At 47.6% G+C, this 20,451-nt stretch carries 21 protein-coding genes; 1 reads left to right on the forward strand and 20 read right to left on the reverse strand.

What is annotated here, in order from left to right; genetic code table 11:
- Positions 1–2: 2 nt before the first annotated feature.
- The 4 genes from M2404_RS07405 to M2404_RS07420 are packed head-to-tail and all read right to left on the reverse strand — an operon-like array spanning position 3 to position 2,428.
- Positions 3–377: a hypothetical protein gene (locus M2404_RS07405; protein ID WP_259239094.1), complete on the reverse strand. Its 375-nt coding sequence runs from the start codon at positions 375–377 to the stop codon at positions 3–5.
- Positions 377–904 carry a hypothetical protein gene (locus M2404_RS07410; protein WP_259239095.1) on the reverse strand — a complete coding sequence of 176 codons (528 nt, stop codon included), beginning with the start codon at positions 902–904 and terminating at the stop codon, positions 377–379. Before M2404_RS07410 ends, M2404_RS07405 begins: the two co-directional genes overlap by 1 nt.
- 25 nt (positions 905–929) lie before the next feature.
- Entirely contained in the window at positions 930–1,556 is a 627-nt protein-coding gene (locus tag M2404_RS07415; RefSeq protein WP_259239096.1) for a LysE family translocator, read from the reverse strand.
- 32 nt (positions 1,557–1,588) lie between these two features.
- On the reverse strand, positions 1,589–2,428 hold the full coding sequence (locus tag M2404_RS07420) for a transporter substrate-binding domain-containing protein (RefSeq protein WP_259239097.1): 840 nt from the start codon (positions 2,426–2,428) through the stop codon (positions 1,589–1,591).
- A 135-nt stretch (positions 2,429–2,563) separates the two neighbouring features.
- On the opposite strand from M2404_RS07420, the gene M2404_RS07425 reads away from it, so the two are divergent.
- Positions 2,564–2,758, forward strand: coding sequence for a DUF3185 family protein (locus M2404_RS07425; RefSeq protein ID WP_259239099.1), 195 nt, complete (start codon positions 2,564–2,566; stop codon positions 2,756–2,758).
- A 58-nt stretch (positions 2,759–2,816) separates the two neighbouring features.
- On the opposite strand, the gene glnS is transcribed toward M2404_RS07425, so the two are convergent.
- The 16 genes from glnS to M2404_RS07505 form a co-directional block, all read right to left on the reverse strand.
- Positions 2,817–4,484, reverse strand: a complete 1,668-nt coding sequence (gene glnS / locus M2404_RS07430) for a glutamine--tRNA ligase (protein ID WP_259239100.1) — start codon at positions 4,482–4,484, stop codon at positions 2,817–2,819.
- Positions 4,485–4,663: 179 nt separating this feature from the next.
- Entirely contained in the window at positions 4,664–5,386 is a 723-nt protein-coding gene (locus M2404_RS07435; RefSeq protein WP_259239101.1) for a hypothetical protein, read from the reverse strand.
- Entirely contained in the window at positions 5,383–6,126 is a 744-nt protein-coding gene (locus M2404_RS07440; protein WP_259239102.1) for a hypothetical protein, read from the reverse strand. Before M2404_RS07440 ends, M2404_RS07435 begins: the two co-directional genes overlap by 4 nt.
- Positions 6,116–6,475 (reverse strand): cupredoxin domain-containing protein, encoded by a 360-nt coding sequence (locus tag M2404_RS07445; protein WP_259239103.1) that lies wholly within the window; start codon positions 6,473–6,475, stop codon positions 6,116–6,118. The genes M2404_RS07440 and M2404_RS07445 overlap by 11 nt, the downstream gene beginning before the upstream one ends.
- Before the next feature lie 20 nt (positions 6,476–6,495).
- Positions 6,496–7,797 (reverse strand): sensor histidine kinase, encoded by a 1,302-nt coding sequence (locus tag M2404_RS07450; protein WP_259239104.1) that lies wholly within the window; start codon positions 7,795–7,797, stop codon positions 6,496–6,498.
- Between the two features lie 7 nt (positions 7,798–7,804).
- Positions 7,805–8,464, reverse strand: coding sequence for a response regulator (locus M2404_RS07455; RefSeq protein ID WP_259239105.1), 660 nt, complete (start codon positions 8,462–8,464; stop codon positions 7,805–7,807).
- 33 nt (positions 8,465–8,497) lie between these two features.
- Positions 8,498–9,169, reverse strand: coding sequence for a tetratricopeptide repeat protein (locus M2404_RS07460; RefSeq protein ID WP_259239106.1), 672 nt, complete (start codon positions 9,167–9,169; stop codon positions 8,498–8,500).
- A 10-nt stretch (positions 9,170–9,179) separates the two neighbouring features.
- Positions 9,180–9,965: an SDR family oxidoreductase gene (locus M2404_RS07465; protein ID WP_259239107.1), complete on the reverse strand. Its 786-nt coding sequence runs from the start codon at positions 9,963–9,965 to the stop codon at positions 9,180–9,182.
- Positions 9,966–9,970: 5 nt separating this feature from the next.
- Positions 9,971–10,654 carry an iron-containing redox enzyme family protein gene (locus M2404_RS07470; protein WP_259239108.1) on the reverse strand — a complete coding sequence of 228 codons (684 nt, stop codon included), beginning with the start codon at positions 10,652–10,654 and terminating at the stop codon, positions 9,971–9,973.
- Positions 10,629–12,116 (reverse strand): AMP-binding protein, encoded by a 1,488-nt coding sequence (locus M2404_RS07475; protein WP_259239109.1) that lies wholly within the window; start codon positions 12,114–12,116, stop codon positions 10,629–10,631. The genes M2404_RS07470 and M2404_RS07475 overlap by 26 nt, the downstream gene beginning before the upstream one ends.
- Positions 12,116–12,820, reverse strand: a complete 705-nt coding sequence (locus tag M2404_RS07480) for a thermostable hemolysin (protein WP_259239110.1) — start codon at positions 12,818–12,820, stop codon at positions 12,116–12,118. The genes M2404_RS07475 and M2404_RS07480 overlap by 1 nt, the downstream gene beginning before the upstream one ends.
- A gap of 85 nt (positions 12,821–12,905) precedes the next feature.
- Positions 12,906–13,958, reverse strand: coding sequence for a multifunctional transcriptional regulator/nicotinamide-nucleotide adenylyltransferase/ribosylnicotinamide kinase NadR (gene nadR, locus M2404_RS07485; protein WP_259239111.1), 1,053 nt, complete (start codon positions 13,956–13,958; stop codon positions 12,906–12,908).
- A gap of 126 nt (positions 13,959–14,084) precedes the next feature.
- Complete coding sequence (gene sucD / locus M2404_RS07490; protein ID WP_259239112.1) at positions 14,085–14,957, reverse strand: succinate--CoA ligase subunit alpha; 873 nt, start codon at positions 14,955–14,957, stop codon at positions 14,085–14,087.
- Positions 14,958–14,967: 10 nt separating this feature from the next.
- Positions 14,968–16,134 carry an ADP-forming succinate--CoA ligase subunit beta gene (gene sucC, locus M2404_RS07495; protein WP_215399144.1) on the reverse strand — a complete coding sequence of 389 codons (1,167 nt, stop codon included), beginning with the start codon at positions 16,132–16,134 and terminating at the stop codon, positions 14,968–14,970.
- 145 nt (positions 16,135–16,279) lie between these two features.
- Positions 16,280–17,485, reverse strand: coding sequence for a 2-oxoglutarate dehydrogenase complex dihydrolipoyllysine-residue succinyltransferase (gene odhB, locus M2404_RS07500; RefSeq protein ID WP_259239113.1), 1,206 nt, complete (start codon positions 17,483–17,485; stop codon positions 16,280–16,282).
- 66 nt (positions 17,486–17,551) lie between these two features.
- Entirely contained in the window at positions 17,552–20,362 is a 2,811-nt protein-coding gene (locus M2404_RS07505) for a 2-oxoglutarate dehydrogenase E1 component (protein WP_259239114.1), read from the reverse strand.
- Positions 20,363–20,451: the final 89 nt, after the last annotated feature.

The raw sequence follows: 20,451 nt of genomic DNA on the forward strand, positions 1-20,451 counted from the left end.
CGTCAGCTAAAAAATAAGGCAGCTATTATACCTTTAAGTACACGCAGGCCAAGGTATGTTGTTGCCAGCAGTAGCACGGTTACCAGCACTGCCAGCAAGTAATAAGTCAGTCGTTGCAGGCGTATTTTAGCCCTATATAACCAGGTGGCGTTGTTATCTGCCGTGGGCAGTTCAGGGTAAAACAGCACAGCCCACAGCCAGAGCAGTAAACTGCTAACAACACATAATACCGCCGTAAGCTGCCAGCGCTGGGCTAACTCGGGTGTTGCACTAAACAACAACCAGCCAAATGCGCTTAGCGACAATATAAACAACGCAATAAACACGGCTTTTGCCGGGTACATACGCCGAGCCCAACGCTGATAAAATGCCAGCATCAGCCAAGCTCCATTGCAGTCAGGTTTGCAGGATACAACGCCATTATGCCGCTTTGCCCCTGCATATCGCCAATTAACCAGATTTGTTCAAACGGGTGTAACTTTGGCATATGCAGTTGTTTGTAATGCTGCAAAATATCACGTCTTGTCCACAACGGGTTAGCATTGCGGATCACCAGCCAAACCCGTTCAGTGTGATAGTTTTTATCTGCTTTGTTGCTAATCAGCCGGTTAAGTGCAGTTAGTAACCGATGCTGCACCGGTGTACGTAATAATGCCATGAGCTCTTTGTGGGTGTTAGTGCTAAGCTCACGCCCCAGAATATGCATGGCTTCGGCTTCGCTGCCATAAAGATGGGCAATTTCTAAATCCAGCTTTTGCTCGTCATAGTAACAGGATACATCAGGCCGGGCAGGTTCGTTATGCCAGATATGACGCATAGCAATGCCAAAGCGCTGCTCATACAACCGCATAAACAGCCTGGCCGCTTCATGCTCCAGTTTTATCTTTTCTTCACTGCCATTCATCTGTACAAAACCCGGGCAACCAAACTCAATATGGTGCCGGCATAAAATAGTAATGCCAAATTTCTATCACTACCGGCACCACGGATAACAGCAAAATAACAGCCATACAAATATTAAATATACGCTGTAGCAACGGCTTTGTTAGCACCGCTCTGAGCGCTGCACCAAATACCAACCAGGCCCCGACACAAGGAAATGCAACCAGTAAAAAAGCACCGGTAATGACACTTACTTCCAGCCAATATACACCGCCTACAGTGGTAAAGGCGGCAACAGCGCCACTGGCCATTACCCAGGCTTTGCCGTTAACCCACTGAAATAGCGCAGCCTGTATAAAGCTAAATGGCTTACTTTTGCCTTTCTCTATTGCTTTAGGTTCAGCGCTGGCAATATGCCAGGCCAGCCAGATAAGATAAACAACCCCCACCACTTTAATCAGTTGATGCAGGTGCGGATAACGCTCAAACACCACGCCAAACCCCAACCCCACCAGCAGCACCATCAGTGGAAAGCCCAGGCATATTCCCAGCCAGTGCGGCACACTGGCTTTAATGCCATAGTTTACGCCTGATGACATGATCATCACGTTATTAGGGCCAGGTGTAATAGTGGTAGAAAAAGCAAAAAACAGCACCGCTAAAAATAGCTCCATCGTATATCCAGGGTTCGCGCAGAATGTGATACCTATAGCGGATAATACCAGAGTCGGCGATCTTTAATAGGCGTTTGTGCAGGCAAAAGCGGATTGTCCAACTTTATCATTTGCCGCTTTTTCAGTTGCAGCTCTGCCAGATGGTTAGCGAAAAACTGATAAAAAAGCTGGTCAAAAGTGCCATCAGCAATAATTTTTTGCAGCCCGGTTTCAATATCCTTTGCCAATTGCTCATTAGCATAATTAACAAAAAAGTAGCTGGCAGTAGGGTAATAAAGTACCCAGTTTTGCTCTGTCACTATATTACGCTCTGTTAGCAGAGCAGCTTCATCTGCAATTTCCAGCGCATTACGTGGCACAGCATCTACCCGGCCCTTTTCCAGCATAGAGAACAAGTTGTCGTAACCCGCTGCACCAATTACCGAAAAACCGTTAAGCTGCAGTACTTTAGCGTCTACCCAGTCATGCCCCTGCGCATACACCAAACGGCGGATTTGCTCCGGTTTAGCGTTAGCAGTAAATTTAGCCTGCTGATCTTTACGGATCAACAAAATACGGTAACCGCTTAAACCTTTAAAAATAGGAATGCGGATAGGCCGCAGATCCAGCTCACGCTCTACCGAAGTCATTGTCCACAGAACGTCCAGTTCGGCCTGCTCTTTTAAAAACACTATACTGCGTGATTTAGACATCCGCTCAGACGAGCTTTGTAACTGATACGGACGATCAGCCTGAGCCAATGCCAGTTCCAGCAACGCTAACGGGTAAACAGATCGCGGATCTTCAACATGGGCAATTGCCGGGTAACGCACTAACTCTGCAGCTGCGGCAAACGTTGGCAGAAAAAAATAAAGTAAAATGATGCGTATCACTATGTTTCACCGGATAACTGTGCCATGTTATTACTGAAGTATTATCTACTTTGCTGGTAATAGTCAGCATAACGCTGATATTTACCTGAAAATACAACATAACAGCGTGATAAAGAGAAAAGACAGGAGATAAACATGAATAAAATTCTGGGTTTGGCAATTTTGGTCGCTGGCATTATTTTGTTATATTTTGGTTACAATGAATATAATTCAGCTGCATCTCAGGTTACTGAGGTAGTAACAGGCAGTCCTACTGACAACGCTATCTGGTTCTTGATTGGTGGTGCTATCGCAGCAATTGTTGGTTTGGGTGTATTACTGAAAAAATAGTCCACATAACATAAAGGCCGCACTGCATGCGGCCTTTATTTGTTGAACAAAAGAGGGTTTATTCCTCTTCTTTACCCCAGCTGTCCCGCAGCCCTACGGTACGGTTAAATACCAGCTTGTCGGCACTGCTGTCTTTATTGTCCGCACAGTAATAGCCTTCACGCTCAAACTGATAGGCCTGTTCAGCTTTAGCTGTTTGTAGTGATGGCTCAACCAACCCTTGTTTAATCACCAGTGACTGCGCATTAATAACCTGCAAAAAGTCTTCTTCTGCTGCCGGGTTAGCCACACTGAATAAACGATCGTAAACGCGAAACTCAGCAGGCACAGCGTGTTTAGCTTCAACCCAATGAATTACGCCACGCACTTTGCGGCCATCTGCCGGGTTTTCCCCCAGAGTTTCCGGCAAATAGCTGCATTTTAATTCAACAATGTTACCTTCGCTGTCTTTTACCACTTCATCGGCGTGAATAACATAAGCATTACGCAAACGTACATCGCCGTTTAATACCAGACGTTTATACTTTTTGTTAGCTTCTTCGCGAAAATCAGCACGGTCAATATAAACTACCGGCCCAAACGGCAATTTACGGCTACCCATAGTCTCGTCTTTCGGATGGTTTGGCGAGTCCAGCCACTCAGTGCCATCGGCAGGATAATTGGTTATGGTAACTTTAAGTGGCTCCAACACAGCCATCGCACGCGGTGCCGTGGTATCTAAATCTTCGCGGATACAGGCTTCCAGTGCAGACATTTCAATAACATTGTCTTGTTTGGTCACCCCAATGCGCTTAGCAAACTCACGGATAGCCGCTGGCGTGTAACCACGACGGCGTAAACCGGCAATGGTTGGCATACGTGGGTCGTCCCAACCGGATACAACTTGTTTTTCTACCAGCGTTTGTAATTTACGCTTGCTCATCACTGCAAATTCAAGATTTAAGCGCGAAAACTCAATCTGTTGCGGGTGGCAGGCAATGGTTATATTGTCCAGGATCCAGTCATACAAACGACGGTTATCCTGAAACTCCAGCGTACACAGCGAGTGCGTAATGCCTTCCAGTGCATCGGAAATACAGTGGGTAAAATCGTACATCGGGTAAATGCACCATTTATCGCCGGTTTGGTGGTGATGGGCAAACTTAACACGGTAAATAACCGGGTCGCGCATAACCATAAAGCTGGATGTCATATCAATTTTGGCGCGCAGCGAACACTCGCCTTCTTTAAAACCACCGGCACGCATTTTTTCAAACAGCGCCAGGTTTTCCTCCGGGCTGGTATCCCTTGTTGGGCTGTTTTTGCCCGGCTGGGTTAAATTGCCACGGTACTCACGCATTTGCTCACCATTTAAAAAGCAAACGTAAGCCAGGCCTTTATTAATTAACTCAACCGCATAACCATAAAGGGCATCAAAGTAATCAGAAGAGTAGCGTACTGCGCCATCCCATTGAAAACCCAGCCAGTTTACGTCGTGCGAAATAGAGTTCACAAATTCGACGTTTTCTTTTTCCGGGTTGGTATCATCAAAGCGCAGGTTACATTTACCCTGATAATCCTGGGCAATACCAAAGTTCAGGCAGATAGATTTAGCATGACCTATGTGTAAGTAACCATTCGGCTCTGGTGGAAACCGGGTTTGCACGGCACTGTGTTTACCGGATGCTAAATCAGTATCAATGATCTGACGAATAAAATTAGTTGGGCGATGTTCAACGTCCGCCATAGAATTCAAATCCCTATCTGCAAAACCAGTGCGGCTACACCGGTTAAAATTACTGAAATATGGCGGCATTATAACAGCAGAAATGCTTCTGACTACCGCCTGGCGGGGCTAATTATTCTGGCTGAATTAAAATACCGGAACAATGCTACAACTTCCGGCATTCCAGAGATAAACCGCTCTTAAAACTCATACTCCAGTGCAAAGCGTAAAGTGCGGTCAACCGTATCGTTATCAATCGCCATAATGACTGCCAACTCCCACTTTAGCTGTTTTTGCTTATCAAACTTATGTACGCCCATTAAGCTTGGGCCAGCGCCTTTGTAATTTTCACCGACATACAGTTCAATAGCCGGTTGTATAGCAGGCCGCCAACGGTAACGGTACTGCGCCCTGAATTCCGCTTCCCATTCTGAATTGAGCGTTTTACCCCATTCGTATACTGCCAGCGCATTGAGTGTCAGGCTGGTTGGGCCAAACTCTTTTTCCATTAAAAGCCCGGTAGTAAACTCATAATTATCCTGATTGTTTTGCCGCTCCAGCTCAAACAGCATACCCCAGTCGGCACTATACTGGCCTTGCTCTGTCAGCATCCAGCGCAGTTCCAGCTCATAGCCAGACAGCTTATAATCTTCAGGGCTGACTCTGTCAGCTATCAGATAAATTTCCAGTGCTGCTCGTTCTGCCACGGAAAAGCCATAGCCCAGCTTTTGCCCCATAGTATTGTTGTCTGGGTGATCAGCCTGACGCTGATAAAAATAGCGGTATTCAATACTACGTTCCAGCGCCTGCACATAAGGATGATATACCTTGTCTACTACCCGACCATCGGCAAGGCTATGCCCACTTACCAGCAATGTCAGCGCGCCAGAAACGATATAAAGCAGCGACGGGAAAAGCCTCATTGCGCACTCCTTCTGTTATTTTTCAGGTTGCGGCTACACCAGAGTAATAACACCAGCCCACCAAGATATGCCACGCCTTGCGATAAAACCGGGGTGGCTTCATACCCAAGCAAAGCCTGCAAAAAGAAGCCTAATTCAGACTGCTCTGGCAGCCATTGCTCGGTTTGCCATAGTTGCGGGCCTGCCGGCAGCCAGTCAGATTGAATAAGTAAAGCTGATGCCATCATGATCTGACGAACACCCAGTAGCGACAGCAGCAACCTGTAACTGAGAATATGCAATTGTTTTAACTCTGTTAGCAGGTAGTACCAAAGCACAGCAATGCTGCTGCCAATACCTACACCTAAGGCCATACCCAAGAGTAAAGCTGACGGATCGGCGTTGCCCTGACCAGGCAACCAGATATACAACAGTAAGTTGCTGCCATTGATACTGAGTAAACAGGCACAGGCCAAGGCTGAAAATGGCAATGCAACAACCCCCTTAGCGGCTGCCATACACAACAGCACAAAGCAACCGGCGTATAGCAGGCTGTACAATAACTCCAGCCCAAAACCATCAAGTTGCTCAGAGATCCAAAGCATATTGCTGCTAAAAAGTGCCAGCATAAGGATGGCAGGCAAAGTAAGTAGCAAAGTAAAACGTCGCCACTGGTTACTGTGCCACGCCAATAAGGTGGCCAGCAGTAAAAATAGCGGCAACAACTCGCGTAAAAACATTAGTACGGTATTAATTAGCATTGTCTGCCCTGTGCTGTTGCCACTGCGCTTCAGGTAGTGCTATCAACACGCCCTGAGCACTGTCGGGGTTATATTCGCCAAAAAATTGGTAGCGCCCAGGTTGCAGCGGCCCTATAAACAAGGTTGCTTTGCTATTGCCTAAAATGACCTTTTCCCGGTTTAGGCTAAAGCTTTCAAATTCCTCAGGTGAGGGATCCTGATTTAACACCAACAGTTTTATTTTTTCTCCGGCCGGTACATAAAGCACCGACGGGTGAAACAAGTGATCTTTAATCTGCAATTCAAACAGCATAGGCTCCGCCAGCACAGGCAAAGCCAGACTCATCAATGTAATATGTTGCCAGGGCATTCCCTTTATCCGGTTTATTTTCACAAAGGCAGTTCCACTGTCACTTTTAAGCCGCTGGAATAATCTGAAGCATCAAGGCTTACCTGGCCCTGATGTAAATTAACGATATCGCGCACTATGGCCAAACCCAAGCCAGATCCCAAAGTTCCTGACTGATGCCTGTCACCGCCCACCCGGTAGAAGCGATCAAATACTCTGCTGTACTCTTGCGGGGCGATACCCGGGCCATTATCCTGTACCACCAGTAAGGCTTTACCGGCCTGTGTCATTAACTCTAACTGGATGACACCACCGCTCTGGGTATATTTACTGGCGTTACCCACCAGGTTACTGACTAACAACCGTAACGCAAAAGCATCCCCTTTCAGCGATAAATGCTCCAGCCCCAGAAGCTCAATCTGTTGCTGCTTTTTTTCAATTTGTGGATACCATTCAGCAACCACCTGACGGCATAAACCGGCTAAATCCAGTTGTTCTGTACGGGCCTGAAAATGCTCCGGGTTCGTCCGGTTTAACAGCATAATTTGTTCAATCAGGGCGCTCATACGCTCCACTCCGGCCTGTAACGCCAGCATAGAATCCTGCGGATCAGCAATGCCCGACTGCTGCCATTGCTGTGAGGCATTATGTAAATTCACCTGCAATACGCTCAACGGTGTGCGCAGCTCATGCGCAACATCAGAAGCAAAGCGTTTTTCCCGTTCAAAAGCATCTGCCAGCCGGGCAAATAACAGATTAGTGGTTTTCAGCATCTGGTCTAACTCAGCAGGTACCTGCTCCAGTTTTACCGGCGTTAAGTCATTAGCTTTTTTTGACGCAAGCTGGGCAGAAAAACGCTTAATAGGCGACAAAGCTTTACTCACCACCAGCCAAATCAACAATGCCTGCAGCGGTAAGCTAAGTACCACAGGGTAAATCGATGCAGTAATCACTTCATCGGCCAGTTGCTGGCGTTGCTGCAGTGGCTGAGCCACTATCACAGTCAGTAAGGCGGCGGGGGTCTGGTGAAACACCCGCCATCTTTTTCCCGCAAAATTCTGCTCGGTAAAACCCGTAGTTTCTGTCATAGGTGTTTCAGGAGCTAAGGGGCTGCGATACACCAACTGATTGTTTTGCCAAACCTGCAGCGCCAGTCCAAGTTCCTGTTGTGGGCTGGCGCCATACTGCTGCGCCAGGCTCGACGCCAACACTTGTAAATCCTGATCAAACAATGCTTCTGCCCTACCGGCACTTTGCCGGTAACTTTGCAAAGCAGCTAAAAAACTGATTAAAGTAAAAAGTGCAATAAGGACTGTGACTAAATAGCGGCGAAGTGATCTCATAGTGTGGTCATACCATACTCACACTGTAGCCCACACCACGTAGGGTTTTAATAAAATCTTTCGGCAGCTTTTTTCGTAAATTGGAAATATGCACTTCCAGAGCATTACTGGCCACCTCCTCTCCCCAGGCGTAAAGGCTTGCCTCCAGTTGTTCGCGGGTTTTTATCCGGCCAGCTGATTCCATCAATTCTTTGAGCAACATAAATTCGCGGCGCGACAAACTAATAACTTCGCCTTCTACCCGGACTTTATGCGCGCTGGTATCCAGCTCTACCTGCTGCAGTTTAATCAAATGCGTGGCTGCGGTGCCAAGACGGCGCTCTATCACCCGTAAACGGGCGAAAAGCTCCGGCATGGCAAAAGGTTTTACCAGATAATCATCTGCACCTAAATCCAGGCCGCGAATACGATCATCGATGCCATCACGGGCAGTAAGTACCAAAACCGGCAGATGACCTTCTCTTTGCCGGCTTTGTTTGAGCAGATCCAGGCCATCCATATCCGGCAGGCCCAGATCGAGGATCACTGCGTCGCAATCTTTAGCTTTAATACTGCTTAAAGCATGTTTACCCGTACTGACATGATTAACCACAAACCCCTGGGCAGATAATGCCAACAGTAAGCCTTTGGCTAAATCTAAATCATCTTCTACCAGTAACAGTCTCATTGCTTCTCCAGCATTGATGCCCGACGCTGCGGTTTAGCGTTTTAGTTTTTTTACCACTTTTGCTTCCAGCTCAGCCAGCTCCTGCAAACGGCCTTTATCTGCAGTTTCACGCTGTGGCCGTGGCTCTGCCAGCCTGGCTTTTTCAATGTAGCTCATGGCTGCTTTATAGTCGCGCCTTTGCGTTAAAAATTCTGCATAAAAATAATTAGGATCAATACCTTGTGGGTTAATACTCAGCGCTTTTTCCAGCATCATTTTTGCTGTTTTATCGCTGCCAAAGCCAATAGGCCAGCCAGGCACCTTGTAATACAACACCCCTAAACTGGTGTAAGCCGAGCCTTGCAGTGCCTGGCTATCGAGTTGCAATGCTGCTTCCAGATCGGCTTTTGAGCTTTCAGCCAACGACATAGCGGCCAAGCCACCCTTAGCACCGGCATAGCTGGACTTGATAATGCCTCGCCAGATCAGTGCTTCAGCTTTGTCCGGGTTCGCCGCTACAACAGCGTCTGCTTGTTCCAGCAACGTTGCAAATGCTACTTCTTTTTGCGCGTCACTTAAGCCGTAGTTAACTTCTGCCCAGCGATCCTGCAAAGGTTTAATGTCTTCAAATACATCGGCATAAACCGGGCCTGCGATCAGTGCTGAGGTTAAAAATAAAGCTGGCACCAAAACGACTAACCGGAATGATTTCGTTAAGTTGTTCATATTGACCTCGTTAATGGTTTTTACCCACTGCAAATAACTCAATTAGTGTTAATTTACTTTTTAACGCCATATCTACCAGCGCCGGGAAAAGTGCATTCAACCGGACAAAAATACGCTCAGGCCAGCCGAGAAAACGCCGCAGTTCATTAGACTTAAGCTGTTTAATTAACTGCTCTGCTACCCAAACCGGGCTATCCACACTGTTGCCAAGCTGTTCATTCAGTTGCATCACATCGCTGGAATTGATACTGGTTTCTGTTGCTCTTGGCGCAAAGTACTTCACCTGAATACCGCTGCCAGCCAGTTCACGTTGCAAAGCTTCAGTAAAACCACGTAAACCAAATTTAGTGGCACAATAACCGGTAAATCCGGGGTGGCCGATGCTGCCAAAGGCAGAGCCAACATTAACTATCTGGCCCTTACGCTGACGTAAAACTGGTAAAAATAGCTGACACAGTTGCATGGGCACCAATAAATTAATGCTGATCAACTCGCTGAACTGCTGCTGCTGGCATAAACCAAACTGGCTGATACCGGCATTGTTGATCAATATGTCTATGCCGCCCTGTTGCTGGCAAAACTGTAGCAAGCCTTGCTGCTCTGCCGTAACCATTAAGTCGCAACAGTACACCAGGGTTTCAACTGCCAGTTGGCGTTGTAATGCCTTTAGTTTGGTTGCAGAGCGCCCGGTCAGAATAAGTCTGGCACCTGCCGCACTTAACTGCCTGGCGACTTCAGAGCCGATACCACCGGTCGCCCCTGTTAGCAATACCGTTTTTCGTGTTAAAAAGCTCATACCATCTACTCCTCTGCCTGCACTTTTTTGCTCAGGCCGTGAGGTTGTTCCAAACTACGGAATACATCACCGTATAAATGGAAGAAACGCCTGGCACTGTGAATAATTTGCGCTTGTTCAGCCGGATCGGTAATTTTGTTCATCAGGCTTTCAAAGAATTTGATATGGTCCTGATCTAAAGCACCGTGCGAGTTTAAATAGGTAAAAGCTTTACGTGGCAACTGTAAAGTAGTGGCAATTCTGCTGGCTGCCTGCTCTGCTAAGGCAATAGAGGTGCCCTCAAGCACCAGCACCATACCAAAAAAACATATCGGGTTAACACGGCGTACTGAATCATAGGCATAAGACACCATCAGCTCAGTGGCAAAAGCGGGCGTTGTACTGCGGGCCTGCTCTTTATCATAGCCACAGGCGGCTATGTCATTTAGCACCCATTCCTGATGCCCCAGCTCTTCTTCGATGTATTCCGCCACCGCTTCGCGTAACCATTCTTTCGACTCTGGCAGCAAGGCCCCTACCGACATTAACAGCGGTACTGTATGTTTAACGTGGTGATAGGCCTGGGTTAAAAAAGCCACATAATGGTCCAGCGTAAAATCACCGGCAAAAGTGCGGCGTATCATCGGCGCATCCAGTAAGTAAGCACGCTCTGTTTCTGTTGCGTTAACCAGCGTTTGATAAAAACTCATAGGACTCTCCTGCTATATCTTTGGATGAAAATAAATCGGCAATCAGGCTTTGGTATTTCTTAACAACCTCGGTGCGCCGTGGCCGGCCATTAGCCGTTAACGTGCCATCTGCTACAGACAAGGGCTGATTTAATAACTGATAAGCTTTTATTTGCGCGTAGTCTGGTAATTGCTGGTTCACTTGTTGCAGGTAGGCAGGTAACAATGCTGCCGACTTGGGATCAGCAAGATATAAAAGTGCAGCACAGTAAGGTTTAGCATCTCCAACCAACACCGCCTGGCGGATTAAACCGCTTTGTGTCAGTAATGCTTCCGGCCACTCAGGTGAAATGTTGCGCCCCAGGCTTGAGATCAGTAAATTCTTACGGCGTCCAAGAATACGTAACCGGCCCTGGGTATCCAGCTCGCCTAAATCTCCGGTAAATACTTTATCGCAGGCAGAGTCAGCGTCGCCCAGATAACCCAAAAATGGTTGTTTTACTACAATTTCACCAGCAACAATTTCGATCTCGCGATGCGCTAATGGCAGCCCCACTAATTCCAGTTCAGTAGCCGAACTTTGCTGCGCATTAAAACCTGATAGCGCGACCACAGAAGCACATTCACTTAAGCCATATCCCTGAAACACGGGTAATCCAAGCCGCGATGCCTGTTGCAGTAACGCAACAGAAACATGAGCACCGCCTACAGCTATAAACTCCAGTGACTGCGGCGCTTGCCAGCCCTGAGATCTTGCCATCACCAGCAGTTGCAGTAATTCAGGTACTAAAATCAGGCTTTTTGGCGCTACCTTACTAATTAGCTGTAGTAAAGCCTGTGGATTAACCAACTGACTACCATTAAAACCGCGCACTTCATCTGGTGCTATCAGCACCTCGCCACCGGCTAATAAAGGGGCATAAATACCTGCGATGTTTTCTAACAGAGTACTTAAAGGTAATAAACACAGATGCTTAGGTACATTTTGTTCAATACGTTCAATCAGACTATACGCCACATCAAGTTGGCTTTGCGCCGATAAACACACTCCTTTGGGTTGCCCGGTTGAACCTGAAGTAAACGTAATTTTTTGACAAGCCGGTGCGATAACCGCACCAGCGACTGATAATTCACGGCGATACAGCAGTAGATCGCCGACTTGTTCCAACAAGGTAAATTCGGCTGCCTGTTGTTCTGTATCTGAAATATAAATATCTGGCTGCAACTGTGACATCACGTGCGCTAATTGGCTGTCGGACAAATAAGTTGGCAGTGGCACCAATATCAAATCAGCATCCAGACAGGCTAAGTCCAGTAGCGCCCACTGCGCTGAGCTATTGGCTGCCAACGCAATACGCCGTGCACCATAACCTGATAATAGTTCCTGCCATAAACGCATCTGCTTTTCGATCCAGGCCCGCGAATAACTGATACCCGTTGCCAGATCGCGCAGCATAGCTGTCACTGGTAATTCAATTCGCATTAGCAATCTCCTTCCGGCAAACGGGCAACTAATTGGTGTAGCTGTGGCCAGTGCTGATGCGCTAAAGCAGTGAGTTTCTCTTCACGATGGATTAATTGGGTAACAGCGGCTAAATCCATCACACACACTTTTGGATCCGTATTATAGTAGCTGCCCCAACTGGCAGCCTGTTTACCCAAAGCATCTGCCTTTGCCTCACCTAATTCGGTAAGCTCAATACCATGACGGCTTAAAATGCTGCGCACCTGTGTTGTAGCGGCGCATAACAGGTAGCGGTAATTTAACTGGTTCAGCGCATAAGCCATCAGTACAAATAGCTGTAATAAGCTTTGCCGGTTGGACGCATACAAATGGCCAATTTCGATAAGTTGAGGGCGTTCAGCATACAAGCCATGAGTGGCAAGTATTTGCTCTACTGCAACAGGCAGGTATTGCTCAATAAACAATGGTGTTTTGGCCGCGCTGCGCAGCCCTATTACTGCCTGCCACTGGCCGTTTCGGCTTACCCCTAATAAATTAGGCATAAAATGCTCTACGTTAGCCTGATAATGCGTGGCAAATCCTTGCTGAATAAATTGCTGCAAAGAGCTACGTTGTGGCTGATCAGGTAACACTAACTGTAAACAACTTTCGCCAGACTCTATTGCAACGCTGTTGACGCTTGAGCTGGCGCTGAGTTTGGTGCTGTGCATAAGACTGGTCATAACGGGCTCCTGTTTTACCGTTGTAACCAGTTTGGAAGAGAATACTTAAAGTAGTCTTAAGGCAAACGCAGGCAGGAAATTTATTTTATATCGTAGATTGAGCGGTACCATAAAGCGACTTTTCAACCGCGGCGATACAGCCCTCCAACCGTTGATAGTAGTCCGGCGCATCTATCACACAAAAGCGGCTGACATCAAAACCATAGCTCAGATACAGTGCCATCAGCTGATCAAAGCTTGACTCGCGGGTAGTCTGATCACCAAGCTCACGCATACCATCAGCCACCCAGGGCACGGTAGGTTTAAGCGCAATAACCAGATCGTACTTGGCAGGGTCAATAAAACTTTCTACCCTGCTTGCCACCCGGCCTAAAAATACCTGACTGAAAAACGCCGTAACCACGGCATCAGTATCAAAAAAACACACTTTATTGGCACTACGCAAGGCGGTTAAATCCTGCTCGTATTGCAAATGTGCGATACGGTTAAAATCTTCCAGGTCAAATAAGTCGCCATTGCCACCAACAACATCATGCTGATAATCACGGCCTAGCTCTTCTGACCAAGACGTACAATACACTTTGGCAAGTTTGCGCGTTAGTGTGGTTTTACCACAGGACTCCGGCCCGGTGATCAGCACCTTACGGGCAAAAAACGGCCGGGCAGAACCAGCAATATAATCCCAGTGTAAGTAAGGATGATTGCGGATCTCAGTACCGCTAATTGGCCACTGGGTGCGCTGTGGGTCCAGCACTTTATACTCAACGTCAGGAAAATATCGATTGTGCCCGTCGCGGTAACTTTCTTCGCCGCCATAAATCACACTAAAAGGCTCCGGCACAGTTTGCTTAAGCTGCGCGGCATAAGCGCCCCAGCCTTGTGGAAAAGGTGCCATCGTATCTTCATTTTGTAACAGCACCTCAATACCCAGCCCCTGTAGCTCCTGCGATAACCAGCGCTGGCGCAACACACCACTGATATAAGCAATACCGGCACTACCGCACAGTTGCCCGTCTTCCTGTGTGCGTTCACTTATTACGACATACAGCTTGTCACACAAGGCATGCGCTCTGAGTATCGCGGTAATATGGCCACGGTGCGGCGGTAGAAATTTGCCGGGAAACACGCCCACTTTCATCTGTTTAGTCCACATGTGTTATTAATCACTGCACCGTACACTGAATTGTAATAAAACGCCATAATAGCCCTTAAAGCAAAAAACCCGCTAAATAAGCGGGTTTTTATAAGCTAAATCAACAGCCTGTTACCAGCCTGTCAGCTCTTTCAGTGCTTTACCGATGTCAGCTAAGCTCTTAACGGTCTTAACACCGGCATCTTCCAGTGCAGCAAACTTCTCGTCAGCTGTACCTTTACCACCAGAGATGATAGCGCCGGCGTGGCCCATGCGCTTACCAGCTGGTGCAGTAACACCGGCAATGTAAGACACAACTGGTTTAGTCACGTGCTGCTTGATATAAGCAGCCGCTTCTTCTTCAGCTGAACCACCGATTTCACCGATCATTACGATGGCTTCAGTTTGCGGATCGTCTTGGAACAACTTCAGAATATCGATGAAGTTAGAACCTGGGATTGGGTCACCACCGATACCAACACAGGTAGACTGGCCAAAACCGTAATCCGTAGTTTGTTTTACTGCTTCATAGGTCAGAGTACCTGAACGTGAAACGATACCTACTTTACCTGGCTTGTGAATGTGGCCTGGCATAATACCAATTTTACATTCACCCGGCGTAATTACGCCCGGGCAGTTAGGGCCAATTAAGCGTACGCCTAATTCGTCACATTTAACTTTAGCATCCAGCATATCCAGTGTAGGAATGCCTTCAGTGATACAAACGATCAGCTTGATACCACCGTTAGCTGCTTCCAGGATAGAATCCTTACAAAAAGCAGCTGGTACGTAAATTACTGATGCTTCTGCACCAGTCGCTTCTACCGCTTCTTTTACTGTATTGAATACCGGTAAACCTAAGTGAGTTTGTCCACCTTTACCCGGAGTCACACCACCCACCATTTTAGTGCCGTAAGCGATGGCTTGTTCAGAGTGGAAAGTACCCTGAGCACCTGTGAAACCCTGACAAATTACTTTGGTATCTTTATTAATTAAAACGCTCATTGATAACCCCTTATGCCTTAGCCGCTGCAGCAACTACTTGCTTGGCAGCACTAGTCAGGTCTGTGTCAGCGATAATATTCAGGCCGCTTTCAGACAGCACTTTAGCACCCAGTTCTGCATTGTTACCTTGCAGACGAACAACTACAGGTACTTTAACGCCAACTTCTTTCACTGCGCCGATTACACCTTCAGCGATCATGTCACAACGCACGATACCACCGAAGATATTGATAAATACGGCTTTAACAGCGTCATCAGACAGGATAATTTTGAATGCTTCAACTACGCGCTCTTTAGTCGCACCGCCGCCAACATCGAGGAAGTTAGCTGGTTGGCCACCGTGTAATTTAACGATGTCCATTGTGCCCATCGCTAAACCGGCACCGTTTACCATACAGCCGATGTCACCACCTAAAGCTACATAGTTCAGTTCCCATGAGGCAGCATGTGCTTCACGTGGATCTTCCTGTGACGGGTCTTGCATCGCTTTTAAATCAGGGTGACGGTACAGTGCATTGCCATCAATAACCAGTTTGGCATCTAAGCAGTGCAGATCACCTGCTGGCGTAATAACCAGTGGGTTTACTTCTAACAGAGCCAGATCTTTTTCCTGGAACAGTTTAGCCAGGCCCATAAAGATTTTTACGAACTGGTTAACTTGCTTGCCTTCAAGGCCTAATTTGAATGCTAACTCGCGGCCCTGGAATGGCTGTGCGCCTACCAAAGGATCAATTGCAGCTTTCAGAATTTTTTCTGGTGTTTCGTGGGCTACGGTTTCGATTTCCACGCCACCTTCAGTAGATGCCATAAACACGATACGGCGTGAAGAGCGGTCTACTACTGCGCCTAAATACAGTTCTTTAGCGATATCTGTACAAGGTTCAACCAGGATACGGCTAACCGGCTGACCTTTTTCGTCAGTTTGGTAAGTAACCAGGTTCTTGCCAAGCCATTTTTCTGCGAAAGCTTTGATATCTTCTTTGCTTTTAACCAGCTTTACGCCGCCCGCTTTACCGCGGCCGCCAGCGTGAACCTGAGCTTTAACAACAAACATATCGCCGCCGATTTTATCTGCAGCTGCTACCGCTTCTTCAACTGTAGCTGCGGCAATGCCTTTAGATACAGGCAAACCATATTGGGCAAACAGTTGCTTACCCTGATACTCGTGCAAATTCATGGCTATTTTCCGTTCATTTGAATATGGAGGCTGCCCTTGTGGTGCAGCCTGACTTTTGATCGGCGCATATTATAGTGCCAACCGGTTCGATAAAAAATGCTGTTGTCGTAAAACAACAGCATTTTTAGCTACTTTTTGCGGATATTTAGATATCCAGCAGGATACGTGTCGGATCTTCCAGTAACTCTTTAATGGTTACCAGGAAACCTACTGACTCTTTACCATCGATAATACGGTGATCGTAAGACAGCGCCAGATACATCATTGGCAAAATTTCCATCTTGCCATCGACTACCATTACGCGGTCCTGGATTTTATGCATACCCAGAATAGCAGATTGCGGCGGGTTGATAATTGGCGTAGACATTAATGAACCAAATACACCACCGTTAGTGATAGTGAAGTTACCACCGGTTAAGTCGTCCATCGACAACTTACCGTCACGGCCTTTGATGGCTAAATCTTTAATGGCTTTTTCAATTTCAGCCAGGTTCATTTTGTCGCAGTCACGCAGTACCGGCGTTACCAGGCCGCGAGGTGTAGACACAGCAATGCTAACGTCAAAATAGTTGTGATACACAATATCGTCGCCGTCAATGGCAGCGTTAACTTCAGGGAACCGCTTCAGCGCTTCTGTTACTGCTTTCACGTAGAAAGACATAAAGCCTAAACGTATGCCGTGTTTTTTCTCGAACACGTCCTGATACTGCTTACGCAGATCCATAATTGGCTTCATGTTTACTTCGTTAAACGTCGTTAACATGGCGGTTGAATTTTTTGCTTCCAGCAGACGGTTAGCGATGGTTTTGCGTAAGCGTGTCATAGGCACACGTTTCTGGCTACGATCACCCGCTACTGCTGTCGGTGCAGAGGCCGCCGGCGCTGCAGCTTTCGCAGGAGCAGCAGCAACAAACTTCTCTACATCTTCTTTAGTCACACGGCCATTTTTGCCTGTGCCTTTAATTTTACTGGCGTCTAAGCCTTTTTCAGCAATCATACGGCGCACTGACGGGCTTAGCGCATCATCATTGCTATCGTCTGAACCTGCAGCAGGCGCAGCATCAGCTTTGGCATCTTCTTTCTTCGCTGGCGCGTCGTCTTTTTTCGCCGCTGGTGCGCCACCGGCTTCCATTTTACCAATAACTTCTTCAGCAGTTACGGTAGCACCGGTGTCATGAATGATTTCACCCATTACGCCGTCGGCCTGAGCAACAACTTCAAGTACCACTTTGTCGGTTTCAATATCAACTAATACCTGATCACGTGTAACGGCTTCGCCTGCTTTAACGTGCCAGGTGGCGATGGTTGCATCTGCAACAGATTCTGGAAGTACGGGTACTTTAATTTCCACTTTTTCACCTTTTACCGGTTGGTCTTATTTCGTTTAACCGGCCCGTTATACGGGCCGGACAATCAATTATTTAATGGTCAGAGCGTCGTTAACCAGTGCCTGTTGCTGTTTGTTATGCACTGACAGATAACCTACTGCCGGCGATGACGAAGCATCACGGCCGGTATAAACAAGCTGGCCGTTTTTAGGAATAGCAGCACGGAAATGATGCTGGCTGCAATACCAGGCGCCCTGGTTTTGCGGCTCTTCCTGGCACCAGACAAAGTCAGTCACATGCTGGTACTGGCTTAATACTTCTGCCATTTCGTCATGCGGGAACGGATACAACTGCTCTACACGAACAATAGCCACATCTTTTTGCTCGCGCTTACGGCGCTCTTCCAGCAGCTCGTAGTAAACCTTACCGCTACAGAACACCACACGCTTAACGTCAGCAGGTTTAATATCGTCTATCTCACCAATAACATTGTGGAACTTGCCTGCTGCCAGCTCTTCCAGAGTAGAGGTAGCCAGCGGATGGCGCAGCAATGATTTAGGCGACATAACAATTAACGGACGACGCATCGGCCGTACCATCTGGCGGCGCAACATATTAAATACCTGCGCCGGAGTGGTAGGGATACAAACCTGCATATTGTGATCAGCACATAATTGCAGGAAGCGCTCCAGACGTGCAGAAGAATGCTCCGGCCCCTGGCCTTCGTAACCATGCGGCAACAGTAGTGTTAAACCGCACAAACGGCCCCACTTTTGCTCGCCAGAGCTTAAAAACTGGTCAATCACTACCTGAGCGCCGTTGGCAAAATCACCAAACTGGCCTTCCCAAATCACCATAGCGCGAGGCTCTGCGGTAGCATAGCCGTATTCAAAGGCCAACACTGCTTCTTCTGACAAGGCAGAGTCATATACCTGGAACGGGCCTTGCTGCTCGCTGATATATTCAAGTGGTGTATAAGTGCTGCCATCTGTTTGGTTGTGCAATACCGCATGGCGATGGAAGAACGTACCACGGCCTGAGTCCTGACCAACAATACGGATGCGGCTACCCTCAGCAACAGTTGAGGCATAGGCCAGAATTTCAGCAAAACCCCAGTCAATTTTCTTCTCGCCTGCCAGCATTAAGGCACGGTCTTCGTATACACGGCCAACCTGACGTTGCAATGTATGCGATTGTGGAATGCTGGTTGCCTTTTTACCCAGCTCTACCAGTTTTTCTACCGATACGCTTGCGTCATAAGTCGCATCCCAGTCGTGGCCTAAAAACGGTGTCCAGTCAACTGACGTTTCAGTCATTGGCCGCCACTCTTCTACCACGCAATCGCCTTTATCCAGTGCATTACGGTATTGCTCAGTCATTTCACTGATTTGCTCAGTGCTGAACAAGCCCTCAGCTACCAGTTTTTGCGCGTAAATTTCACGTGGTGTTGGGTGCTTTTTAATTTTCTGGTACATCAGCGGCTGAGTAGCATTTGGCTCGTCCGCTTCGTTGTGGCCATTACGACGGTAACACACCAGATCAATCACTACGTCACGCTTAAAGGTGTTGCGGTAATCTACTGCCAGTTGTGCAACAAACACTACTGCTTCAGGATCATCACCATTTACGTGGAAAATAGGCGCCTGTACCATTTTTGCAATATCAGTACAGTATTCTGTCGAGCGGGTATCTTCCTGCTTCGAGGTAGTAAAGCCAACCTGGTTGTTAATAACCAGGCGGATAGTGCCACCCACTTTAAAAGCACGGGTTTGAGAAATATTAAAGGTTTCAGCTACCACGCCCTGGCCGGCAAAAGCTGAGTCACCATGAATGGTAATGGGCAATGCCAGCGAGCCGTCGGTACAACCACGGCGATCTAACCGTGCACGTACAGACCCCATTACCACCGGATTTACAATTTCCAGATGCGACGGGTTAAACGCCAGCGCCAAATGCACATTGCCGCCTTTAGTTTCAAAATCGGATGAGAAACCCATATGGTATTTCACATCACCGGCACCCACTACTTCATACTTACCGGCAAACTCATCAAACAACTTTGACGGGTTTTTACCCAGCACGTTAATTAGTGTATTTAAACGGCCACGGTGTGCCATACCGACAACGCAGTCTTTAGCCCCTTGTTCACCAGCACGGTGAATCATGGCTTTGAGCATCGGGATCATGGCATCGCCACCTTCCAGACCAAAACGTTTGGCGCCGGGGAATTTCGATGCCAGGTATTTCTCTAAACCATCAGCAGCAACCAGGCCATTCAGAATGCGGGTTTTGGCAGCTTTATCATAGGAAGGCGCTGACTGAATTGATTCTAAACGCTGCTGGATCCAGCGTTTCTCATCAGTAGAGACAATGTGCATATACTCAGCACCGATAGAACCGCAGTAGGTTTTTTCCAGTGCTTTATGTAATTCACCCAGCTTCATAGTTTCCTTGCCAATGGCAAAGGAACCAACATTGAACTCGGTATCGTAATCACTTTCTGATAAGTCGTGGTAAGACAGCTCTAAATCACGCACACGTGATTGCTTCCACAGGCCCAGCGGATCAAGGTTTGCTTGCTGATGGCCGCGAAAGCGGTAAGAGTTAATCAGTTGCAGTACCTTAACCTGGCGACTGTCAGCAGCTGTACCAGAATTGACCACCACCACTTCGCGGTGTTTATTACGGGCCAAATCGGCAAATTGCTGCCTGACATCAGAGTGACGGGTTTCAAGATCAACACCGTCAAGTTTTGGCAACTTGGCAAAAAACTCACGCCATTCGTCACCAACGCTGGTAGGTTCAGCTAAGTAGGATTCATAGAGCTCATCAACGTAGGCCATATTGCCGCCGCCAAGATGAGAAGACTCTAACCACGCCTTCATTACACCTTCGTGCATTTAGTTTCCCTTAATTTCCGCGCACCTGGAAAAAGTAGCAAAAAAACAGCCTGCCTGCATGCAAGCCTGGCTGTCTTTCACGCACATAC

This window comes from Rheinheimera pacifica (genome assembly GCF_024809855.1).
Taxonomy (GTDB): Bacteria; Pseudomonadota; Gammaproteobacteria; order Enterobacterales; family Alteromonadaceae; genus Alishewanella; species Alishewanella pacifica_A.